The 21,404-nt window shown below is 67.3% G+C and carries 14 protein-coding genes; 9 read left to right on the top strand and 5 right to left on the bottom strand.

Translation table 11 applies throughout. The features are described from left to right. Positions 1-152: 152 nt before the first annotated feature. From ACFVTM_RS05355 to ACFVTM_RS05345, 3 genes are all read right to left on the bottom strand, one after another. A complete protein-coding gene (locus ACFVTM_RS05355) occupies positions 153-1,001 on the bottom strand; it encodes a hypothetical protein (RefSeq protein WP_390202352.1) in 849 nt (282 codons plus the stop codon). 1 nt (position 1,002) lies between these two features. After that, positions 1,003-2,706, bottom strand: a complete 1,704-nt coding sequence (locus ACFVTM_RS05350) for a multicopper oxidase family protein (protein ID WP_390202351.1) — start codon at positions 2,704-2,706, stop codon at positions 1,003-1,005. Between the two features lie 118 nt (positions 2,707-2,824). Next, positions 2,825-8,200 carry a peroxidase family protein gene (locus ACFVTM_RS05345; RefSeq protein WP_390202350.1) on the bottom strand — a complete coding sequence of 1,792 codons (5,376 nt, stop codon included), beginning with the start codon at positions 8,198-8,200 and terminating at the stop codon, positions 2,825-2,827. Between the two features lie 578 nt (positions 8,201-8,778). Here ACFVTM_RS05345 and ACFVTM_RS05340 point away from each other — a divergent pair. After that, complete coding sequence (locus ACFVTM_RS05340) at positions 8,779-11,127, top strand: FdhF/YdeP family oxidoreductase (RefSeq protein ID WP_390202349.1); 2,349 nt, start codon at positions 8,779-8,781, stop codon at positions 11,125-11,127. Between the two features lie 224 nt (positions 11,128-11,351). On the opposite strand, the gene ACFVTM_RS05335 is transcribed toward ACFVTM_RS05340, so the two are convergent. Together ACFVTM_RS05335 and ACFVTM_RS05330 are read right to left on the bottom strand one after the other, a co-directional pair. After that, complete coding sequence (locus ACFVTM_RS05335; RefSeq protein ID WP_390202348.1) at positions 11,352-11,669, bottom strand: DUF6457 domain-containing protein; 318 nt, start codon at positions 11,667-11,669, stop codon at positions 11,352-11,354. 138 nt (positions 11,670-11,807) lie between these two features. Continuing rightward, a complete protein-coding gene (locus ACFVTM_RS05330; protein WP_390202804.1) occupies positions 11,808-12,812 on the bottom strand; it encodes a LysR family transcriptional regulator in 1,005 nt (334 codons plus the stop codon). 131 nt (positions 12,813-12,943) lie between these two features. Here ACFVTM_RS05330 and ACFVTM_RS05325 point away from each other — a divergent pair, with 131 nt between their 5' ends. From ACFVTM_RS05325 to ACFVTM_RS05290, 8 genes are read left to right on the top strand one after another with little or no spacing between them, the layout of a single operon-like run. After that, positions 12,944-13,822, top strand: a complete 879-nt coding sequence (locus tag ACFVTM_RS05325) for an FAD binding domain-containing protein (protein ID WP_390202347.1) — start codon at positions 12,944-12,946, stop codon at positions 13,820-13,822. 5 nt (positions 13,823-13,827) lie between these two features. After that, entirely contained in the window at positions 13,828-14,400 is a 573-nt protein-coding gene (locus ACFVTM_RS05320) for a (2Fe-2S)-binding protein (RefSeq protein WP_390202346.1), read from the top strand. Next, positions 14,397-16,790, top strand: coding sequence for an aerobic carbon-monoxide dehydrogenase large subunit (locus ACFVTM_RS05315; RefSeq protein WP_390202345.1), 2,394 nt, complete (start codon positions 14,397-14,399; stop codon positions 16,788-16,790). The genes ACFVTM_RS05320 and ACFVTM_RS05315 overlap by 4 nt, the downstream gene beginning before the upstream one ends. Continuing rightward, positions 16,790-17,776, top strand: coding sequence for an XdhC family protein (locus tag ACFVTM_RS05310; RefSeq protein WP_390202344.1), 987 nt, complete (start codon positions 16,790-16,792; stop codon positions 17,774-17,776). The genes ACFVTM_RS05315 and ACFVTM_RS05310 overlap by 1 nt, the downstream gene beginning before the upstream one ends. Beyond that, positions 17,760-18,410 carry an NTP transferase domain-containing protein gene (locus ACFVTM_RS05305; RefSeq protein ID WP_390202343.1) on the top strand — a complete coding sequence of 217 codons (651 nt, stop codon included), beginning with the start codon at positions 17,760-17,762 and terminating at the stop codon, positions 18,408-18,410. The genes ACFVTM_RS05310 and ACFVTM_RS05305 overlap by 17 nt, the downstream gene beginning before the upstream one ends. Then, a complete protein-coding gene (locus ACFVTM_RS05300; RefSeq protein WP_390202342.1) occupies positions 18,407-19,330 on the top strand; it encodes an AAA family ATPase in 924 nt (307 codons plus the stop codon). The genes ACFVTM_RS05305 and ACFVTM_RS05300 overlap by 4 nt, the downstream gene beginning before the upstream one ends. After that, positions 19,323-20,606, top strand: coding sequence for a VWA domain-containing protein (locus ACFVTM_RS05295; RefSeq protein ID WP_390202341.1), 1,284 nt, complete (start codon positions 19,323-19,325; stop codon positions 20,604-20,606). Before ACFVTM_RS05300 ends, ACFVTM_RS05295 begins: the two co-directional genes overlap by 8 nt. Further along, positions 20,596-21,396 carry an SRPBCC family protein gene (locus tag ACFVTM_RS05290; protein ID WP_390202340.1) on the top strand — a complete coding sequence of 267 codons (801 nt, stop codon included), beginning with the start codon at positions 20,596-20,598 and terminating at the stop codon, positions 21,394-21,396. The genes ACFVTM_RS05295 and ACFVTM_RS05290 overlap by 11 nt, the downstream gene beginning before the upstream one ends. Positions 21,397-21,404 lie beyond the last annotated feature (8 nt).

Raw genomic sequence — 21,404 nt, 5'->3', positions numbered from 1 at the left:
TGTGAAGGTGCAGACCTGCGGCTCGCGGTGTACGCCCAGCTTCTGCCCGGGCCTGCCGGGCGCCAAGGGCCAAAAGTCACCTCCGGAACGCGTCGGACACACGTATGGCCGGCCGGTAGCGTTCCCCTTGCTCCGGCCGGCCACTGGTGCGGTCAGTGCCCGGACTCCTCAGGATCCGGCGTCGTCGCGGCGGTGTCATGCGAGTGCGTCCCGCTGTCTTCCGCCGTCGTCTCAGGGTCAGGTGCCGGTTCCGGCTCGAGGGACATGTCCACTCCCTCGCCCGTGGCCGAACGGGGAGCCAGCGTTACAGCTGCGGACTCGACGCCGGCGGCGCGGGCCATGCCGTTCCGCACGGATTCCACCAGCGCGTCGCTGAGCAGTGGTCCCGTGTAGCTGACCGTCAGGGCTCCCTTATCCAACGCCGTGGCGTAGTTGCCGAGCGCATCCGAGAGGATGCCTTCCTCGGCGATGGAACCGGCCACGGCTGCCGGATCCGCGGCGGCGACGGTGAACTTGAGATCGTGGACCAGGACTGAGGCGACGTGGACGTGCTCCACGCCGGGGTAACTGCCCTCAGCGCCGAAGGCGAGCTCAGCCAGCTTCTCCGCGTCCTCGGCGGTGCTTCCGGCCGGCAGCATCACGATCAGCTCCGGAGCCACATGCTCCAGGATCGCTGGTTCGAGCACGTCCGGAGGGATATCGGACAGGACGATGCCGCTGGCGGCGGCCGTCTGCTCGAGTCGTGCGCGGGGTGCGCCCGGCTCTGCGCCCTCGGTGGGGTGGACGGCGATGACCGCGCGGCGCCGCACCATCAGCCCGTCATTGCTCACGGCCGGCCGGCCGTTGCCGACGTCGGTCCCGGTTTCCAGCGAGACGGGCGCGGCGCTTGGCGCAGCCCCGGCGGTCGGCGACGCAGGTGCTGGTGAGGGCGTTCCGCCGGTACAGGCGCTCAACGCCAGCACCAGCAGGGCCGCCGCGCCCAGTTGACCCAGGCGGCGCACGTCAGGTTCCCGCCGGGAATCCAGGCCGGTACACCGGCGGGAACGCGTCAGGCGCTTCGGGGTCCAGAACCGGCGGATCCGTGGTGATGGGGTCGTTGGTCCGCAGATCGCCCACGGAGAACTGCACCATCATGTCGTGGTCCTCGTGGACCAGGTTGTGGCAGTGGATCATGTAGCGTCCGCCATCGTTGCCGGCGCCGAGGTCGAACTGCATGAGCGCCGTGACGGACTCGTTCTCACCCGCATAGAAGACGTCTTTCGGGCCCTTTTCCCAGGCAAACGGCTGGCCGCCGTTGGTGTTCCTGGCAATGATTTTGGCGTCAATGAGGTGGATGTGCACTGGATGGAACCAGCCGCCGGACGCATTGATGATGGTCCATTGCTCGACGTCGAAAGGCTGGGGATTGCCGAACAGCTTGGTGAACCCGGATTTCTCCACATCGGCCCAGGTGACACCGTTGACGGTCCATTGCCCGTGGTCACGGAAGAACCTCAGTTCGCGTTTCGCCTTGGCCATCGCCGGGGTGAGGCTCATGGTGGGGATGCCGCCATAGGCTGCGTTGACGGAGCCGCCGTCGTCCAGGGTGGTCGGGATACTGGAAATGGAGCCAGCCCCCGACCCGGAGTCCGCGACCACCTGAAAGCGCATGATCTTGTTGGTGTTGGCGAAGTCGATGTTGTTCTTGTTGCTGAGGTTGCGCAGTTCGATCAGCTGCCCGGTCCGGTATTTGCGGAAGTCGATGAGCACCTCGTAGCGTTCGGCTGTGCCCTGCCGCCAGGACTTGACCGCCTGGACTTTCGGCGTCATGCCGGCGTCGGTTGCGACCACGTAGACGGGGTCTCCGGTGGAGAGCGTGGGCCGGTAGGAGCGCGAAATAGAGGCATCGAGCACCCGGAAGCGGTAGATCCGGGGCTTGACCTTCATGGTGGGCCACGGCACGCCGTTGACCATGATGATGTCCCCCCACAGGCCCTTTACGTCGTTGTCGTTGTACGCGAGGGACCCGTCCGCCTTGAACATGGCGTCGGAGATCATCAGGGGCACGTCGAATTCCCCCTGTGGCAGTTGGGCACGCTCGTACTTGTCGGACAGGGGGTAGAAGGCCGCGAGTCCTGAATAGACGTTCTGGGCGGTGATGTGATGCTTGTGGTCGTGGTACCAGAGCGTCCGGGCCGTCTGCCAGTTGGGGTAGTGGTAGTTCTTGAAGTTCCCGGGGATGGTGATGTCGTTGGCGTAGCCGTCGTATTGTGGCAGCGACGCGGAGCCGTGCAGGTGGGTGACGGTATCAAAGCGGGCGGGCTGCAGGAGCCCGACCGGGGGCAGGTCGTTGCGGATCCGCACCTCGATCCGGGTGCCCTGCCGGGCCCGGATGGTGGGGCCGGGAAAGATGCCGTTATAGCCGGCGACGGTGGTGTTGAGCCCGGGCACGAACTGGGCCTGGCCGAGCTTCTGGGTAAGGGCGTACCGGGCGAACGGACGAGCCGGGTCGCCGCCGTCAAAGCCCGTCGCGAAGGGGACGAGCTCCGGCGGGCGGCGGAAAACGCCGGCGTAGGGAACCGGCATGTTCTGGGGTGCAAGTTGGCTGGCGGTGATGAGCGGTGTGCTCGGCCCAGTAGTGGAAACGCCGTCGTCGCCGCCTTTGAATCCCGCCAGTCCGAGGGCGCCGACGGCGCCCAGTTTGAAGATTTCACGTCGTGTTGTCATGGCCCCTCCAAGTGGGCAGTAGAGCTGAATGCAGTATCGAAAAGTGATTTTCGAAGAATTGAGGAAGCCGGCTGGCGGGCCGTTGCAGGTCCGCCAGCCGGCGATCTCGTGCTGGTTGTTACAGTCCCGCGCCCGTAGTGAACGTCCAGATACGGGTTGTCAGCGGGTTACCCGCCAGGTCGCGGACGCCCGTGGTGCCACCGGTGACGGTGACGCGGTACTGGGTGTTCGCGAGGAGGCTGGCTCCGGGGTTGATCGTCAGCACCCGGGTGGTGGTGTTGAACGTGACCGCCGAGGCGACCTGGGCTCCGGTGGAGACCCGTTCAATCCGGACCTTGCCGGCAACCGTGAAGCCGGTGATGGCCTCACTGAACGTGGCTGTCACGTTGCTGTTGCGCAGCACCCCAGTGGCTCCCGCGACGGGAGTCGTGGCGCTGATGGTCGGGTTGGGGCCCGTGGTGAACGACCACGTGCTCGTCGCCATGGTGTTGCCCGCGAGGTCACGGATCCCCGAGAGAGTCGCCGTGTACACGCGGTCCGCCGTCAGCGTGGCGTTCGGGTTCAGTGTGGCAACCCGGGTGAGCGTGTTGTAGGACACGACGGCGGGGACCAGCGTGGTGCCGAGCCGCAGCTGGAACGTGGTTCCGCTGACTCCCGTCACCGCCTCGCTGAACGTTGCCGTCAGGTTCGCCGTCTGGCTCACGGAGAGAGCAGCCGATGCCGGCGTCCGCGCAGTCACGGTGGGAGCCACGAACTCGGTCCGTGGTGTCACCGCTGCCGTGCGGCCCGAGAACCCGCTCGTGCCGACCGCGTTGACCGCGGCGACGTCGAACGTGTACGCCGTCCCGTTGGTAAGGCCCGTGACGACGACGGTTCCGACGTTGCCGGTGACCGCCTGGGTGCGTGCCAGGACAGTTCCGGCGAAGGCCCTCACTGTGTAGCCCGTGATGGCGGATCCGCCATTGTTCGCCGGCGCGGTCCAGGTCAGGGTTGCCGAGGCGTTCCCGGCCGTGGCCGTTCCGATGGTCGGCGCTCCCGGTGCGGTGGCCGTCGTCGGGCTCACCGTGTTGGAGAGCGCCGAGAACGGGCTGTCACCGAGGGCGTTGGTTGCCAGTACCTGGAACTTGTACTGGGATCCGTTCGTCAGTCCGGTCACCACCAGGCTGGTGGCGCCTGCCGGGGCGGTGCGCAGGGCACCGACCTGGACGCCGGCCGGGTTGGTGGTCACGTCGAGCACCTTCACCGAGAAGACGTCGGCGACGCCGACCGTCGGGGCCGTCCAGCGAACCGTGGCCTGCCCGGCGCCGGCGCTTGCCGTGCCGATGACCGGAGCGTTGGGCAGAACGGTGTCGGAGAACTGCAGGAACTCGATGTTGCGGATCGTGTCCGTCCCGTCGATGCCTACGTTGTCCACCACCGTGGTGGTCGAGCCTGCCGAGCCGATCGTGCCGTTCCCACCGGTGGTGGTGACGGTGTAGTTGGCCCGCGGTCCGGAGAAGATCGCGACGTCCCGGTTGCCCGTAGTTTCAAGGGCTGTGGGGGTCACGAGTTCCCGGACAGCCACCAGGTTGCCGGGGTTGACGACGCCGGCCGCTACTGCAGCCGCCAGGGTCAGCGGGTTGCCGGTCTGGTACTGGTGCTCCATGAGATCGGTGGTGCCGATCTCCACACCTGCGTCGTCCCGCACACTGATGCGGATCTTCAGGTACCGGTCGCCGTCGATGACGTCGTTGCCGCCGCGACCCTCGATCTTGTCGCTGCCGAGGCCGCCGACGAGGATGTTGCCGTCGCCCCAGACCGGACCGGTCAGCGGGCAGACACCCATCGGTGAGAGTGCTTCGACCGGTGCGAGCGGGGTGGTCGGTGCCGGAAGGATGGCCTGCAGGCCGGCGATCCGGTCGATGCCCGTCTGGTCGAGGACGTCACAGCCACTGAAGCCTGCACCACCTACGGTGCTGGGCACTGCGTCGTCGCCGCGGATGACGTCGTCGAACTTGGAACCGGAGTTGGCTTCCACTTCCTGCCACCGGTCGCGGTTGACCACGACGGGAAGCGGGAGTCCGATGAGGTTGTTGTTGATCTTCATGTCGTCATCGGCGCCCACCGTGTCGTACTGGTGCGTGGCCCAGTCGAAGCCGGCAGCACCGGCGAACCGGTCGATGGCGGCGTTGCTGGACATGATGTCGTCGCCACCTTCGGCGTCGTAGTCGTTCTCACCGACCTGGCCGACGAAGATGTCGTTGCCGGGCTTCGTCTGGGCCGGATCATCGAAGAACGGGGCGCCGTGGTCGCCGATCAGCAGGTCCTGGCCGGAACCACCCTGGATCCAGTCGTCACCGCCGTCGCCGAACGTCGCATCCGCACCGTCACCGGACTGCACGAAGTCGTTTCCTTCGCCGGAGAAGGTTTCGTTGTCGTTGGCGCCGCCGTTCATGAAGTCCTGGCCGTCGCCGCCCATGTTGATGTCGTCGCCGATGCCGGCGTTGAGGTAGTCATTGCCCGGACCGCCCTTGAGGACGTCGGCGCCGGACAGATCGGTGATCCTGTCGTTGCCGTCGCCGCCGAGTGCGATATCGTCGCCGCCCTGGCCTTCAATGACGTCGTTACCTTCGTTGCCGAGGAACGTGTCGTTGTCGTTGCCGCCGGTGACGCGGTCAGCATTGGCTGTGCCGTTGTAAACGGACTGGCCGTTGATGCCGCTGGGATCGACTGCGTTCTTCTCCTTGTACTGGATGGTGCCGTCCGGCTTGCGCAGGAGCACCAGATCCTCACGGCATTCCGACGACGTGTCGTCCGCGACCGTGGCCCCGGATGCCGCGTAGCCTGCCGGAGTACCGGCCAGGTTGCCGAGCTGGAACTTGCAGTCGGCAGTGCCGAATGCGTCAGCCTTGAGTGAGTGCGCGTTGGTGTTGCGCATGATCATCTCGGCAAAGGAGTTGCTCTCCAGCTGTGAGCGCAGGTTCATGCCCGGCGTGCGCGCCAGGTAGTACAGGCGGTCACCGTTCTGGAGATCGGTCAGCTGGTTCTCGAACACGTAGTTGAACGTGCTGCCCAGGAGGCCACCGAAGAGGTTGGTCTTCTCAGCGAGGCCGCCCACCCAGAGGTCGACCCTGTTCAGGCCGGTCTCCTGCGTCGCCCACGGTCCGGCACTGTTCATGAAGTCCGTCATGTCAGCCGTGGGAGGAGGCGCCAGGGTGCCCGGATCAACGATTGCCTTGGCCGCTGCCCGCTTGCCCGCCAGCGTGGTTTCGCTGGTGATGGTCGGGTAGGTGCCGTAGGCGGCCACAAAGTTGATCAGCGATTCCGGGTGCTTCAGGTTCTGCCCGAAGTCCGCCCAGCTGGTGTACGGGGCCAGCTGCGCGTCGCCCGTGTCAGCGTTGATCTGGCGGCGCAGCTCGTTGAGCGGCGGGACGCCTTCGGAACGTGCACGGGTCATGTTGATCGTCGGCAGGTCCAGGGGAAGACCCAGCAGGTTGTTGCGCAGGGTTCCGGTCACGAACTCATCGAGTTCGTTGCCGACCTGGTCGCTCATACCCATGACAAGGCTGCCGGCGGCCTCTTCCGAGGTCAGGGGCCCTGCCGATCCGCCGTTGGTGTACTCGGGCGGGTTCAGGAAACCGTGCAGCAGGGAGATCGAGTTGTCGCTGCCGTCCGCGTTGGTCCGGGCAATCGTCTCGGTCAGCATGGAGTGGCCGAACCGGTAGACGGCGTGGGCGAACTCCGCCCGGACGGCCGCGTTGGTGTCCGAGTGGTACACGTGGAAGGGCTGGATCGCCGGCTGGATCTTGCGGGCGAACTCCTCGAAGACGAGGTGCTGGTATTCCATTTCCGTGACGAACCGGGCCGCCTGGAACAGGCGCTCACCGTTCCACCCGTTGGCACCCGCCGCCAGCTTCCACTCGGCCAGCGCGGCAACGCCCTTGGTCGAAGTGTCGTTGGTGAGGGTGTTCTGGATGTCCGCGACGAGGCGGTCATGCTCGGAGTGGAACACCTGGTGGATAGTGGTCAGGCCGATGTTCTCGTTGACGCGGCCGTCACCGGCACAGAAGTGCGCGTTGAGCATCTCGTCGTCGTAGGTCCCGGCGGGCTGGCTGGCAAAATCTGCCGAGGCCGTGTTGTCAGCGTCCGGAACGGGCGCAACGGGCGGCGTGGCAGGGTTGTGGTCCGTGTCCTGCGGCGAGGGATCGGCGTTGTGCGCGATGTCGGTCAGGAACGGGGTATCGAAGTACCGGACGTTTGCCGGCACCGGAACGGGGTTTGCCGTGTCGCCCTCGACCAGGCCGGTCAGGGTGACGTACTGCGGCAGCCCGCGCGCGGGTCCGGGGATGAACTTGCCGTAGGGGTCCGCGGCGATCATCGGGATGTTGGTGACATCCTTGTCCTCGAGCTTGAGGCCCAGGAAGATCTCGGCCTGGGACTTGACCGTGGCCCACGTGGCCATGCCATTCGCGGTGGGACCTGCGACGCCGCCGAGCAGCTTACCGGTCGAAACCGGCTTGCCGTCGGTGTTGTTGATGTACTCCCGCAGGAACACCTGGTGGGAGGGGTGGGACGTGTAGGTCTGGGACTGGTCCACGTAGGGCGAGTCCGTGTTGGTCGCATCCTGCACGTCATCGGCAGTCCCGAGGATGCCGTCCTGGCCGGGCTGGTTCTGGCCCCGGGTGAGGACCATGAAGGCGTTCGGGCTGTTGGGGGCCACTTCGTCGCCCGTGTTGGGCTTGCCGTCGGGGCCTACCGTGATCAGCGGGTCGTCGGCCTTGAGCGGAACGAACACCGTTCCGCCGCCCTTGACGGTCTGGTCAACGCCGTGGTCGAAGAACTGCCCGAACAGGGTGAACAGCGAGTTGTACGGTGGAGAGAGGCCGACGTCGGTGGTGACGTTGGGGATGAACAGCGTGCCCCCGGTGGGGACGCAGCCGGCCGGCACAGCCTCGACCGGCGGAGTCGCCAAGGGGTCAGGATCGGTGGTGCAGGGGAAAAGCCCCGGATTGCCCTGGGTCCGGACCGGGAACCCTGCAGCGGCGACGGCGGCCGGATTTGTGGCCGTCTGGTCCACGATCAAGTTGCTGATCTCACGTGGCTGGGCGTCGAAGACGTTGCCCGACTTTTGTGTGTAGGAGGTCGAGCCTCCACCAAATGCCGCCGGAGCAGCATCAGCGCTCTTGAATACCGGGGTCGTGTGACGCGGGAAAACCTGATCGGCGGCCCCGAAAGTTTCACGGCCCTTGATCAGGTTGTTGCAGGAGCCGTCAACCGTGCGGAGGCCGTACGACGTGAGGGCGTCGGGAATCTGGTTGGGGCCCGGTCCTACGAGCGCGCCGCACGGGCCGGTGGCCGAGGTCGTATTGGCGACATGGGCTTCGGCGATCTTGATCTGTTTGAGGATAAAGGCCAGGTCGGCCGCGGTAACGGTGAAGCCTGCGCCGACGGGCGCCGGCGCGGCGCTGGCGCCAAGCGCCGTTGTGGTGAGTCCGATGAAACTAAGCAAGGTCATAGCTGTCCCTGCGGCTACTGCGCGGGTTGGCCGGCTAAAGCGTCTTTGGCCGCCGACCTTCCTGCATGCGAACAAATTCATTGCACACCTGCCTCTTAGAGTGAGTGATGGTGCAAGAGTGCTGGGTGATCCCTTGGGGAAAACTGGAACGGGTGAGTAGCTTACGATCCGGACCACAGTCCGGGGATTTTTGGGGCTTCCAGCCACCGGGATCGGAGGCTATTAGTACGCGTACTGGCGCGTTGGGGTACTCGCCCGCACATCGACGGCGGCAGCGTAGCTACCCGGGAACTACTGCGCCGGAGTTCGGTCGGCGGATTACAGACGGGTAACGGCTACCCCTCGAAGACCCGAATATTTGGCCGCTGCTACCTGCGGCTGTCGTTCAGCAGGTTCTCAGCTTGCCCCAAGGTGGCGGTTGTAGAAGGGGTTCATACGGCGTCCAGACGATGCAAAGGCATGCCCCCGGGCCGGTTGCTTGCGGCCCTCCGATCAAGCTGATAGGCCTGACAGTAGGTGCAGAGTGGCAGATGAGCGCGCCGTCCAAACCGGACGGTAGTTGCGGAAGGGAAGTTCACGTGACCCGCAAAACCCCTCAGATCGAGGAACCGTCCGAGAATGAACTGGCCGTCGGAGACGGGCCGAAGAGCTGGGCCGCCGGCGTCCCAGGTGTGTACCACTCCATGAAACCGGCCATCGAGCAGATGGGGCTGAACCGGACCCGTAGGACTGTCATGGCCATGAACCAGAAGGACGGCTTCGACTGCCCGAGCTGTGCGTGGCCGGATCCACACCATCGCAAGGCCTTCGAGTTCTGCGAAAACGGGGCCAAGGCTGTGACCTGGGAGGCAACCCCAGTGGTGATCCCCGAGAGTTTCTGGGCCGAGAATTCCGTCAGCGAGCTGCGCAACCGGTCCGAGTACTGGCTTGGCATGCAGGGCCGGCTGACGGAGCCGGTCTACAAGCCGGCCGGCGAGGACCACTACAAGGCGGTCAGCTGGGACGAAGCGCTCCGGATTGTGGCCGACAAGCTCAAGGGCCTGAACTCCCCCGACCAGGCGGCTTTCTACACGAGCGGCAGGACGTCGAACGAGGCGGCTTTCCTCTACCAGCTGCTGGTCCGCGGCTACGGTACCAACAACCTGCCGGACTGCTCCAACATGTGCCACGAATCCTCGGGCTGGGCAATGGGCCAGACCATCGGCATCGGCAAGGCGACAGTCAGCTTCGACGACTACGCCGAAGCCGACCTCATTATCGTCATGGGCCAGAACCCGGGCACCAACCACCCCCGGATGATGACCGAGCTTGAGGCGTGCAAGAACCGCGGCGGCCAGATCGTGGCGGTCAACCCCCTTCCCGAGGCCGGCCTGCGGCGCTATAAGAACCCGCAGGAGGTCAAAGGCGTGATCGGCCACGGCACCCAGATCGCGGACCAGTTCCTCCAGATCCGGATCGGCGGCGACATGGCGCTGCTGCAGGCGGTGTCCAAGCGCGTCCTCGACGCCGAGGCCAAGAACCCCGGAACGGTCCTGGACCACGCCTTCCTGGCCGAACACTGCGAGGGCCTCGCGGAGCTCAAGGAACACCTGGCCCGGCTGGATGAGCGCGCCGTGCTCGAAGCCACGGGCCTGCGCAGCGAGGACATCGACGAACTCGCCGACCGCTACCTCAAGGCTGAGAAGGTCATCATCACCTGGGCCATGGGCATCACGCAGCAGAGAAAGGGTGTTGCCACCATCAAGGAGATCATTAATCTCCTGCTCCTCCGTGGCAATATCGGCAAGCGCGGCGCAGGCGCCTCTCCCATCCGCGGACACAGCAATGTCCAGGGCGACCGCACCATGGGCATCTGGGAGCAGATGCCGCAGTCCTTCATGGAGGCCCTCGGCAAGGAGTTCGACTTCGAGCCGCCCCGCGAACACGGCACGGACGCCGTCGAGACCATCAACAGTATGCGTACCGGCGAGATCAAGGTTTTCGTCGCCCTGGGCGGCAACCTTGTGTCAGCCATCTCGGACACGAATGCCGCCGTGGCGGCAATGGAAAACACGGAGATGTCGGTCCAGATCTCCACCAAGCTCAACCGCTCGCATACTGTGACCGGCCATGAGGCGCTGATCCTCCCCACGATGGGCCGGACCGAAATCGACATCCAGGAATCCGGTCCCCAGTTCGTTTCCGTAGAAGATACTGTCTGCGCCGTGCACCCGTCCTGGGGCAGCGTTGAACCGGTGTCCCATCATCTGCTCTCTGAGCCGGCCATCGTGAGCCGGCTGGGCAAACTCCTGGTGGGCGAGAAGATCAAGGCCGACTGGGACGGCTATGAGAAAAACTACGACCTCATCCGCGATCACATTTCCCGGGTCGTGGGCGGTTGCAAGGACTACAACCAGCGGATCCGGCAGGAAGGCGGGTTCGTCCTCGCGCACGGTCCCCGCGATTCCCGCACCTTCCCCACGCCCACGGGCAAGGCCGTGCTCACGGTCAACGACCTCGAACTCATCGACCGGCCGGAGGGCACCCTGATCCTGCAGAGCATGCGCTCCCACGACCAGTTCAACACGACCATCTACACGTTCAACGACCGCTACCGGGGTATCAAGAAGGGCCGCCACGTGGTGTTCGTGAACCCTGACGACATCGCCGAACTCGGCCTTGCCGACGGCCAGTTCGTGGACATCCGCGGCGTGTACGACGACGGCGAGGAACGCGTGGTCCGCAAGTTCCGTGTGGTGTCGTATCCCACGGCACGCGGCTGTGCGGCGGCCTACTACCCCGAGGCCAACGTGCTGGTGCCGCTGAACCACACGGCCGAGGGCAGCAACACGCCGGTATCGAAGGCGGTGATCGTCCGGTTCGAGCCGAGCCGGGACCAGACGCCCGACGCGACGGCATCAGCCTCTGCCGGGGTGGCCTCGCCCTAGTCGCAGGTTGCCCAGGCCGGGGCCAGGAGGACATGCCCAGCCCCGGCGCGGGCCACTGGACATAACACCCACCGGCCCATCCCTGCACCCCACCAATGAGCATGTCCCGTGCTGCGCGCTCAGCTTTCCCTCCGGCGCACGCGTTTGCCTGCGACGTCCCGCGACCGGCGCACAAGCGGCCCGCGACCTGCCCGTCCGCGACCTGCCCGCCCGCAACGGCCCCGCTACTGGGCCCTCTTGACCCAGCCTTCCTCGTCCGGGCCGCCGGACTCGCCGTGCTCGCAGAGCCCAATGACTTTGTTCGACGCCGCATGCACGGCCTCCTGCGTGCCCTTGCGGCCCTTGGTGGACGCGGTGCCCGCGGCGTAGCCCACAATGAACGCGCTGATGGCGTCCGCATGCGGCCCGACGGCTTTGACCGATTCTTCAGCGACCTGGACGATCTTCTCGTGGTCGACCTCCAGATCAAGGATCTGCAGTGCCTGGATCAGTCGGCCGCTCCAATGCCGCAGCGAGCTGTCTTCGTCTCTGGACAACGTCATTGTTTCTCCTTCTCGCAGGGTGAATGGATCGTCTAACCCTCAAGGGTTAGCACCCGCCCCGGCAGTGTGCAATGCGATTTGTGCACCGAGACGTGTGAAATGCGCCGTCTTGTGCCCGGCGACCCATCGGCAGGCGCTTTAGCTCCAGAGCGCCACATGGAACTTGGACCCGCGCCGTTCCAACCCGCGTGAACCGCCGGGAGCAACCATGGCCGCGGTGGCGTCGGCGGTGCCGGCAAACCGTTGCAGGGTTCGCGCCATGGTGGTCGCCCGCCGGCGGTCCAGGGTGCTGGCCCACCACAGTCCGGAGATCGGCGTTCCGGCCACTGGGACACGGACCAGGGCGCCGCTGCGGATTTCAGCCCGGACTATATGGCCCAGCGCCAGCATGGTTCCTTCGCCCGCCCTGACGGCGGCGAGTGCCTCGGTTTCACTGCTGAGCCGGACGATCTCCGGAGCCACTGCCTGGGAAGCCAGCCAGCGGCCCTCCTCGCTGACCGCCTGGATGCCGGCGGGCCCGGCAAACCATGGCCGGCGCAGCAGTTCGGCGAGCGCCACGGGTCCGTGGAGCGCGGCGAGGGGATGACTGGCCGCCGCCACGACGATCCGCTGGTACCGCAGGAACGGGACGGAGTCGATGCCGACGTCGCCCGTGCCGTTTGGGAGGGTACCGTTGGGGAGGGAACCGTTGGCACCGGGGGGCCGGGCACCCAACGCGATGTCATAGACGCGCTCCAGCATCAGCGATGCAATATCCTCAGCCTCTTCCACCACCACATCGACGGAGGCGCCGGGAACACGCCGGGTGAAGAGGTCCAGCAGGCGCCCGGCCGCGTGCTCGGCAAACGGCGCCGTCGCCACGATTTTCAGCCGCCCGGTCTCGGTCTGGGCATGTGCCACCTCCCAGCGGGCCCGGTCCGCCAGTCCCACGATGTCCTGGGCGTGTTCGGCGAGGGCCCGGCCGCCGGGGGTCAGTGCTATCCCGCCGTGGGCCCGCACAAAGAGCGGGTCGCCAAGATCCTGCCGGAGCGCAGCCAGGGCCGTCGAAACGGCCGGTTCGCTGACTCCGAGGTGGACTGCGGCAGCGTGAAGTGAGCCCAGCTTGGCCACCAGGGCGAACGTCCGCAACTGTCCCAATGTCATCGCCACGGCTTCATAACCTTTCGCTTATGACGATATTGACAGCCCCGTCAGGCCGGGGCAAGACTGACCTCAATCCGGCGCCATGCAGCCGCACCATCACGCCGCCGGCCAATCGGAGTGAGGTAGGGACTATGCAGATTCCGGCTCCATTTGACTATGTGCGCGCCACTACCGTGGACAACGCCTTGGAACTACTGGCCCGGTATGGCCCGGAATCCCGGGTGGTGGCCGGCGGCCACAGCCTCCTGCCGATGATGAAGCTGCGTCTGTCCCGGCCCGAGTGGCTGATTGACATTAATGACCTCTACGAGCTGGACTTCATCCTCCGGGACGGCAACAAACTGCGGGTTGGCGCCCTGACCCGCCACACCACGTTGTTGGAATCGGGCGAGATCGCCGCGCTGTTCCCCATTGTGCGGGACGCCGAGCTGGTGATCGCCGACCCCGTGGTGCGCAACCGCGGCACCATTGGCGGTTCGCTCTGCCAGGCGGACCCTGCCGAGGACCTTTCCACCGTGTGTGATGTCCTGGCCGCCGAGGCTGTAATCCGCGGGCCGCACGGCGAGCGCATCCTGTCCATGTCCGAGTTTCACCGCGGACCGTATGAAACTGCCGTCGGGCAGGATGAGCTGCTCTGCGAACTCAGGTTCGGCATCCGCCCCCGCACGGGCAGCGCCTATGAAAAGGTCGAACGCCGGGTCGGGGACTGGGCAGTCGGCGCCGCTGGCGCCGCCGTCTCCCTCGCGGCGGACGGAACCGTTAACGAGGCCGCCGTCGGGCTCACCGCGCTGGGCCTGGACCACCCGCTTGCTGAGGCCGCCGCCCTGCTCCGCGGCAAGCGTCCGGAAGAGGAGCTGTTCGCCGAGGCCGGCAGGCTGGCAGCGGCAGCCTGCGACCCGGTAGCCGACCAGCGCGGCCCGGTTGATTACAAACGGCACCTCGCCGATGAGCTCACCCGACGGGTGCTGCGGCGGGCCTGCGCCCGCGCCGCCCAGATGCAGGAAGGCTGAAGCCGATGCAGATCAGCATGACCGTTAACGGCACCGACGTCACGAGCGAGATCGAGCCCCGGGTGCTCCTGGTCCATTACATCCGCGAGGTCCTGGGCCTCACCGGTACGCACTGGGGATGCGACACGAGCAACTGCGGGACGTGTGTGGTCCTGATGGACGGCCAGCCCGTGAAGTCCTGCACCGTCCTGGCCGCCATGGCCGCGGGACATGACATACGCACGGTCGAGGGCCTGGCCACCGGCGGCACCCTCGACCCTGTCCAGCAGGGCTTCATGGAGGAGCACGGGCTGCAGTGCGGTTTCTGCACCCCGGGGATGATGCTCACGGCCCGCGCGCTCCTGGACAAGAATCCGCACCCCGACGACGCCGAGATCCGGCAGGCGATATCCGGGCAGATCTGCAGGTGCACGGGCTACGCCACGATCGTCCGGTCGGTGCAGTGGGCGGCCGCCCATCCTGCCGGTACCGGCCTGGATGAAACACCGGCCGCCGACGAAGTGCTGGACGGCACCGATACGGCAGTCCCGGACGTCGCTGCAGAGACAGCGGAATCAGACACGGAGGTGAAGGCATGACCGTCATCCATGACCGGCCGTCAAACCCGGCCGCCGGCGACGAGGACCGCCCGATCGGTTATGGCCGTATCCAGCGGAAGGAAGACCCGCGCTTCGTGCGCGGCCAGGGCCACTACTTGGACGACATTGTGCTGCCCGGGATGCTGCACGGTGCCATCCTGCGGGCTCCGGTGGCACACGCCCGGCTCGTGTCCATCGATACCACCAACGCCCTGGCGCATCCGAAGGTGGTCGCAGTCATCACCGGCAAGGACCTCCTGGGTCTGAAGCTCGCGTGGGCACCGACACTCTCCGCCGACGTCCAGGCCGTGCTGGTCACGGACAAGGTCCGCTTCCAGGGGCAGGAAGTCGCGTTCGTCGTGGCCGAGGACCGCTACGCAGCCCGCGACGCCCTGGAACTGATCGACGTCGAATACGATGTGCTTCCCCCGCTGGTGGACGCCCGCAAGGCGCTCGCACCGGACGCTCCGGTGATCCGGGACGAGATCGAGGGCCGGACGGACAACCGGATCTTCGACTGGGAGATCGGCGACAAAGCCGAAACCGATGCGGTGTTCGCCAGCGCGGATGTTGTGGTCAGCCAGGAGGTCGTGTACCCCCGGGTCCATCCCGCACCGATGGAGACATGCGGCGCCGTCGCGGATTTCGACGCCGTCAACGGCAAGCTGACGCTCTATGAGACCACCCAGGCCCCACACGCGCACCGCACCCTGTTCGCGATCGTGGCCGGTATCCCCGAGCATAAGATCCGGATCGTCTCCCCCGATATCGGCGGCGGCTTCGGCAACAAGGTCGGGATCTATCCCGGCTACGTCCTCGCCGTCGTCGGCTCAATCGTCTCCGGCCGCCCGGTCAAGTGGGTGGAGGACCGCTCCGAGAACCTGATGTCGACGTCGTTCGCCCGGGACTACATCATGCAGGGCGAAATCGCGGCCACGAAGGACGGCAAGATCCTTGGCCTGCGCACGCACGTGCTGGCCGACCACGGCGCGTTCAACGCCACTGCGCAGCCCACCAAGAACCCGGCCGGCTTCTTCTCCATCTTCACCGGCAGTTACGACCTCAAGGCGGCCTACTGCTCCGTCACCGGCGTTTACACCAACAAGGCGCCCGGCGGCGTGGCCTATGCGTGTTCGTTCCGCGTCACCGAGGCCGTCTACCTGGTGGAGCGGATGGTGGACGTCCTTGCCCGCAAGCTGAACATGGACCCGGCGGAGCTGCGGCTCAAGAACTTCATCAAACCGGAGCAGTTCCCCTATGCGAACAAGACCGGCTGGGTCTACGACTCGGGCGACTACGAGGCCGCCATGCGCCTCTCGATGGAACTGGCCGGGTACGAGGATCTCCGCCGCGAGCAGGCCGAAAAGCGCGAACGCGGAGAACTCATGGGCATCGGGGTCGCCTTCTTCACGGAAGTCGTGGGAGCCGGCCCGCGGAAGCACTTCGACATTGTGGGCCTGGGAATGGCCGACGGCGCCGAACTGCGCGTCCACCCCACCGGCAAGGCCGTGGTCCGCATCTCCGTGCAAAGCCAGGGCCAGGGCCACGAGACCACCTTTGCCCAGATCGTGGCCGAGGAACTCGGCATCCCGCCGGAGGACATCGAGGTGGTGCACGGGGACACTGACCAGACTCCGTTCGGATTGGGCACGTACGGCAGCCGTTCGACGCCGGTCAGCGGCGGCGCCGTGGCCCTCGTTGCACGGAAGGTGCGCGAGAAGGCGAAACTGATCGCCGGGGCCATGCTCGAGACCCGCCCCGAGGACCTCGAATGGGAAAAGGGCCGCTGGTTCGTCAAGGGCGACCCCAGCGTCGGAAAGACCATCGCCGAGATCGCCATGGGCGCCCACGGCACCGTTGCCCTGCCCGAGGGCGTGGACGGCAACCTCGACGCCGAGGTCACCTATGACCCGCCGAACCTCACGTTCCCGTTTGGCGCCTACATCTGCGTCGTCGACGTCGACTCCGGCACGGGACAGGTCAAGGTGCGGCGCTTCATCGCGGTGGATGACTGCGGGACAAGGATCAACCCGATGATCATCGAAGGCCAGGTGCACGGTGGCCTGACGGACGGCGTCGGCATGGCCCTGATGGAGATCATCGAGTTCGACGAGGCCGGCAACTGCCTCGCCGGGTCCTTCATGGACTATCTGATCCCCACGGCCATGGAGGTGCCGGACTGGGAGACGGGGTTCACGGTCACACCCTCCCCGCACCACCCGATCGGGGCGAAGGGCATTGGCGAGTCCGCGACAGTCGGCTCCCCGCCGGCAATCGTCAACGCGGTCGTCGACGCCCTGGCACCGTTCGGCGTCACGCACGTGGACATGCCGTGCACGCCGGCCCGCGTCTGGGCCGCCATGCAGGGCCAGGCCCGGCCGCCGATCTGATGCCCACCGCCGCAGGGACCCTGGCCGCCAGGGCGGATGAACTCGCCAGCCGCCGCGAGCCGTTCGTCCACGCCACGGTGGTCCGCGCCCAGCGTCCCACGAGCGCCCATGCCGGGGACACGGCCCTGGTGCTGCCCACCGGGGAGATCCAGGGCTTCGTGGGCGGGAACTGCGTGGAGGCCTCGGTGCGGGAGTACAGCCTGCAGGTACTGGCGTCCCAGGAACCCCTCCTGCTGCGGGTGCTGCCCGGCGAACCGTCCCGTACGGCCGAGGAAGGCGCCGTCGAAGTCTCCAACCCGTGCCTCAGCGGCGGGGCGATCGAGATCTTCCTCCAGCCGCGGATTCCGGCGCCCCGGGTCCTGGTGGTGGGCACGTCGCCGGTGGCCCAGGCACTGGCGACGCTCGGCTCCGGCGTCGGCCTCGAGGTAGAACTCGCGGACGGCGAATCCGCCGACCCCCAAGGCGATGACGCGGCATTGATTGTCGCCTCGCATGGAAGAGCGGAGGAGGGCGCCCTGGAGGCGGCGCTGCGCGCGGGCGTCCCCTACGTTGCCCTCGTGGCCAGCAAAACCCGCGGCGCCGCCGTCCTGGAATCCCTCGACGTGGACGACGCCCTGCGGCGGCGGGTTTTCACCCCCGCCGGGCTGCAACTCGGTGCCCGGACCCCCGGCGAGATCGCGCTGTCCATCCTGGCCCAGCTGGTGGGGGAACGGTCCAAGGCGCGGCGCACTGCCCCGCCCGTGGCGCCTGCCGCGGCTGCCGTGTCCACGGGCTCGGAATCAGCGCCGGCGGAATCACGGGACTCGGAGTCAGGGACTTTGGGATCAGGGCCGGCGAGCGCGATTGACCCGGTGTGCGGCATGTCCGTCCCGGCCATTGAGTCGTCCCTGCATGTGGACCACAACGGCGTCACCGTCTACTTCTGTTCTCCCGGCTGCCGGGTCGCCTTCCGCAAAGATCCGGAGCGCTATGCCCTCGCCATCTGAACAGCTGCCGGACAGCGCCGCACCCCGTATCGCGGGAATCATCCTGGCGGCGGGAGCCTCCCGACGCCTCGGCCGGCCCAAGCAGCTCCTGCCCTATGGCTCCGGAGTCCTGCTCGATGCCGTCCTGGCGACCGCCCGGGACTGCGGGTTCGGCCAGACGGTGCTGGCCCTGGGCGGAGCGGCATCCGAGGTAGGGCGCACCGTCGGCACCAGCGGCTGCGATGTGGTGCTCAACCCGGACTACGGCGACGGGTGCGCGTCCTCAATCGCCACCGCGCTCGCTGCCGTGCATCCGGATACCGACGTCGTGGTGCTGTTGCTCGGCGATCAGCCGGAAGTCCGGGCTTCGAGTGTCCTTGCTGTGATCGGCGCCCTCCAGCAGGCAGGCGGACGGGCCGGCCAGGCCGGGATCGCGGTGTGCCGCTACGACGACGGCGTGGGCCACCCTCTGGCGTTTGCCCGGCGCCTGCTTCCGGACCTGGCAGCCCTGCACGGGGATAAAGCAGTGTGGAAGCTCCTCGAGCAGCGGGCGGACGACGTCGTCGAGGTCCGCACGTGCGGGACCGTCCCCCTGGATGTGGACACAGAGGACGATTACCGGCGCCTCCTTGACGGACTGCAGGGGGCCCTGTGAGTACGCCGGCGCGGGCCGGGGCGGAAGAAGACGTGCGGCGCCGGGTCCCGGATGTCGGGTCACTGATGGACGCGCTGGACGGCACCAACTATCTGGCCGACGCGGGGTTGGCGACGGCGCTGTTCCTGGCCGTGCGCCTGCCGCAGCCCATCCTGCTCGAAGGCGAGGCGGGAGTCGGGAAAACGGAGGCCGCAAAGGCGCTGGCCGGGCTCCTGGACACCCCGCTGTACCGGTTGCAGTGCTACGAGGGCATCGATGCCGGAGAGGCGCTCTACGAATGGAACCACCAGCGCCAGCTGCTTGGCATCCGACTGGCCGAAGTCCGCGACACGCAGGTCACCGAGACTGATCTCTTCGCTTCCCAATACCTGCTGCGGCGGCCCCTCCTGCAGGCGCTGGAACATCCTGGCCCGCGGCCTGCGGTGCTGCTGCTGGACGAGATCGACCGCGCCGACGCCGAATTCGAGGCCTTCACGTTTGAACTTCTGGCCGAATCCGCCGTCACCATCCCGGAGCTCGGCACCATCCGCGCCACCCATCCCCCGATCGTGATCCTGACGTCCAACCGGACACGGGACCTTCATGACGCCCTGACCCGCCGCTGCCTCTACCACTGGATCGACTATCCCGGACCTGCCCGGATCGCCGAGATCGTGCGCCGCCGGGTGCCCGCCAGCAGCGGCCCGTTGGCCCTTCAGGCCGCTGCCGTCATCACCCGGCTGCGCACCCTGGACCTCGCCAAGCCGCCCGGCATATCCGAGGCAATCGACTGGGTCTCGGCCCTGGCCGTGCTGGGCGTGGAACGGATCGACCCCGGCACAGCCGAACAAACGTGGGGCTCCGTCGTCAAGAACCGCGATGACCTCGAACTCGTCGGCTCCCGCGGGGCGGCCTGGCTCGTGGAGGGCACCGATGGCTGACACCAATAGGGCCGTACCCGGTCTGCCGCCGCGGGTCGAGGCAGCCGCCCTGTCCGGCGCGTTCGTCACGGCCATCCGGAGGGCCGGCCTGTCGACGTCGCCGGACCGGGCGGCGCGGCTGGCCGAGGCGCTCCACCTGATCCCGCCGACCGATCTTGAGCAGCTGTACTGGACCTGCCGTGTTGTGCTCGTGTCCGCCCACGAACAGCTGCCCCTCTTTGACGCCGTCTTCGCAGCCGTGTTCGGCGGGAAGGCAGCCGCCCAGCCGCCCCGTACTGCGCGCCCGGCTGTGCCGCCGCCTCCCGCCCCGGACGCGCCGACCAGGCCCGCAGCGCCGGATGCGCGGCAGGCGGACACGGTCACCGGCAGGCCGCAGGATCGGCGGGTGGCCTCCCCGGACCGGGACAGCGCAGCGGCGGCCGACCGGGCTAACCGGGAGGCCGTCCTGGCCATGGTTTCCGCCGACGAACACCTGCACGGGACCTCCTTCGCCGAACTGTCCGCCGACGAAATCGGGGACGTGCGTCGGCTGGCAGCCGCGATGCAGCTGGCCACCCCGCTCCGCCTGAGCCGCCGCACCCGCACGTCCGCCCACAGCACTGCCAGCCTGGACGTCCGGGCGACGGTGCGCGCCGCCCGGCGTTCCGGAACAGACGCGCCGCTGCTGCTGTACGCCCGCCGCCGCGAACAGCGCCGCAAACTGGTGCTGCTGTGCGATGTGTCCGGATCGATGGAACCCTACTCGCGCGTTTTCGTGTCCCTGCTGCAGGGCGCTGTGAGCGGCGCCGGGGCCGAAGCCTTCGTCTTCGCCACGCGGCTGACCCGGCTTACGCGGCAACTCGCCCTGCGCGATCCGGACCAGGCGCTCGCCGGAGCCGCTACCTCCGCGCCGGACTGGGCCAGCGGAACCCGGATTGCCGAATGCCTGCGGCACTTCGTCGACCAGCACGGCCGCCGCGGACTGGCGCGCGGCGCGGTGGTGGTGGTGTTTTCTGACGGCTGGGCCTACGAGGATCCGGAACAGGTCGCCGCACAGATGGCCCGCCTGCGCCGGCTCGCCCACAGGATCGTCTGGGTGAATCCGCGCAAGGCGGCTCCGCAGTACCAGCCCCTCGTGGGCGGCATGGCAGCAGCACTCCCCTATTGCGACGCCTTCGTCAGCGGCCACAGCTACACAGCCCTGGCGGAGATGGCCGCCGCCATTCGCGGCGACGGCCCGCTGGCAGTCGCTGGACAACGACGAGCGAGAGGCAAGGAACCAGCCCATGCAAATTGACACCACGTTCTCGGTGGTCGCACCCATCAGCCGGGTGTGGGACACGCTGATGGACTTTGAAAGAGTGGCCGGTTGCCTTCCCGGTGCCAAGATCCTGAACAAGCTCTCGGACGACGCCTACCAAGTGGGCATGACGGTAAAGCTCGGCCCGGTCACGATGCAATACAAGGGCCTGCTGAACGTCATTGAACGTAAGGCCTCAGAACACCGCGCCGTCCTTGGCGGCAAAGCCCAGGAGACCCGCGGACAAGGCACGGCCGAGGCCACCGTCACACTGACCCTGGCCGAAGACGGCGCCGCGACACGAGGGTCCGTCAGCGCAGACCTCGCCCTGTCGGGAAAGGCCGCGGCCATGGGCAAAGGCGTGATCGGAAGCGTCACGGAGCAGATGATGTCCCTCTTCGCGGACAACCTGCAGGCCATGCTCGCAGAGGCGGCGCCCACGGAGTCGGAGGCATTCACGGAGCCGGGGGCGGAACGAGCGGCGGAACCGGAGCCAGTGCCGGAGCCGGTTCCCGAGTCCGTTCCGGAACCGGTCTCGGCGTCGGCTGCGGTTTCCGGCCCCGAACCGGCAGGCGCTAGTCGTTTGGGAGCTGCGCCGTCGGCAGCACGGCGGGAAGCCGAGCCGGCGGGTAGCCTGGATGCCCTGAGCCTGGCCAAGGGCATCGCGGCGGATCAGCTGTCCAGCCCGGTGAAAGTCCTCGGCGCCCTCGCCATCGTGGCGTGCATCGCCTACTGGGCCGGCCGGCGTGCGGCGTTCCGCACGCTCCGGCTGTGCGGCAAGCTCTGAGGAGCACC

Source organism: Arthrobacter sp. NPDC058130 (assembly GCF_042884475.1).
Lineage (GTDB): Bacteria > Actinomycetota > Actinomycetes > Actinomycetales > Micrococcaceae > Arthrobacter.
The sequence above is the reverse complement of the archived record's forward strand: the minus strand, read 5'-3'. Positions and strand labels throughout refer to the sequence as shown.

Bases quoted from the DNA above. Each gene is read 5' to 3' on its own strand.
- ACFVTM_RS05335 (WP_390202348.1), bottom strand. From the start codon at position 11,669: ATGACGTTGTCCAGAGACGAAGACAGCTCGCTGCGGCATTGGAGCGGC.
- ACFVTM_RS05310 (WP_390202344.1), top strand. From the start codon at position 16,790: ATGCCCACCGCCGCAGGGACCCTGGCCGCCAGGGCGGATGAACTCGCC.
- ACFVTM_RS05295 (WP_390202341.1), top strand. From the start codon at position 19,323: ATGGCTGACACCAATAGGGCCGTACCCGGTCTGCCGCCGCGGGTCGAG.
- ACFVTM_RS05305 (WP_390202343.1), top strand. From the start codon at position 17,760: ATGCCCTCGCCATCTGAACAGCTGCCGGACAGCGCCGCACCCCGTATC.
- ACFVTM_RS05345 (WP_390202350.1), bottom strand. From the start codon at position 8,200: ATGACCTTGCTTAGTTTCATCGGACTCACCACAACGGCGCTTGGCGCC.
- ACFVTM_RS05330 (WP_390202804.1), bottom strand. From the start codon at position 12,812: ATGACATTGGGACAGTTGCGGACGTTCGCCCTGGTGGCCAAGCTGGGC.
- ACFVTM_RS05325 (WP_390202347.1), top strand. From the start codon at position 12,944: ATGCAGATTCCGGCTCCATTTGACTATGTGCGCGCCACTACCGTGGAC.
- ACFVTM_RS05315 (WP_390202345.1), top strand. From the start codon at position 14,397: ATGACCGTCATCCATGACCGGCCGTCAAACCCGGCCGCCGGCGACGAG.
- ACFVTM_RS05290 (WP_390202340.1), top strand. From the start codon at position 20,596: ATGCAAATTGACACCACGTTCTCGGTGGTCGCACCCATCAGCCGGGTG.
- ACFVTM_RS05320 (WP_390202346.1), top strand. From the start codon at position 13,828: ATGCAGATCAGCATGACCGTTAACGGCACCGACGTCACGAGCGAGATC.
- ACFVTM_RS05350 (WP_390202351.1), bottom strand. From the start codon at position 2,706: ATGACAACACGACGTGAAATCTTCAAACTGGGCGCCGTCGGCGCCCTC.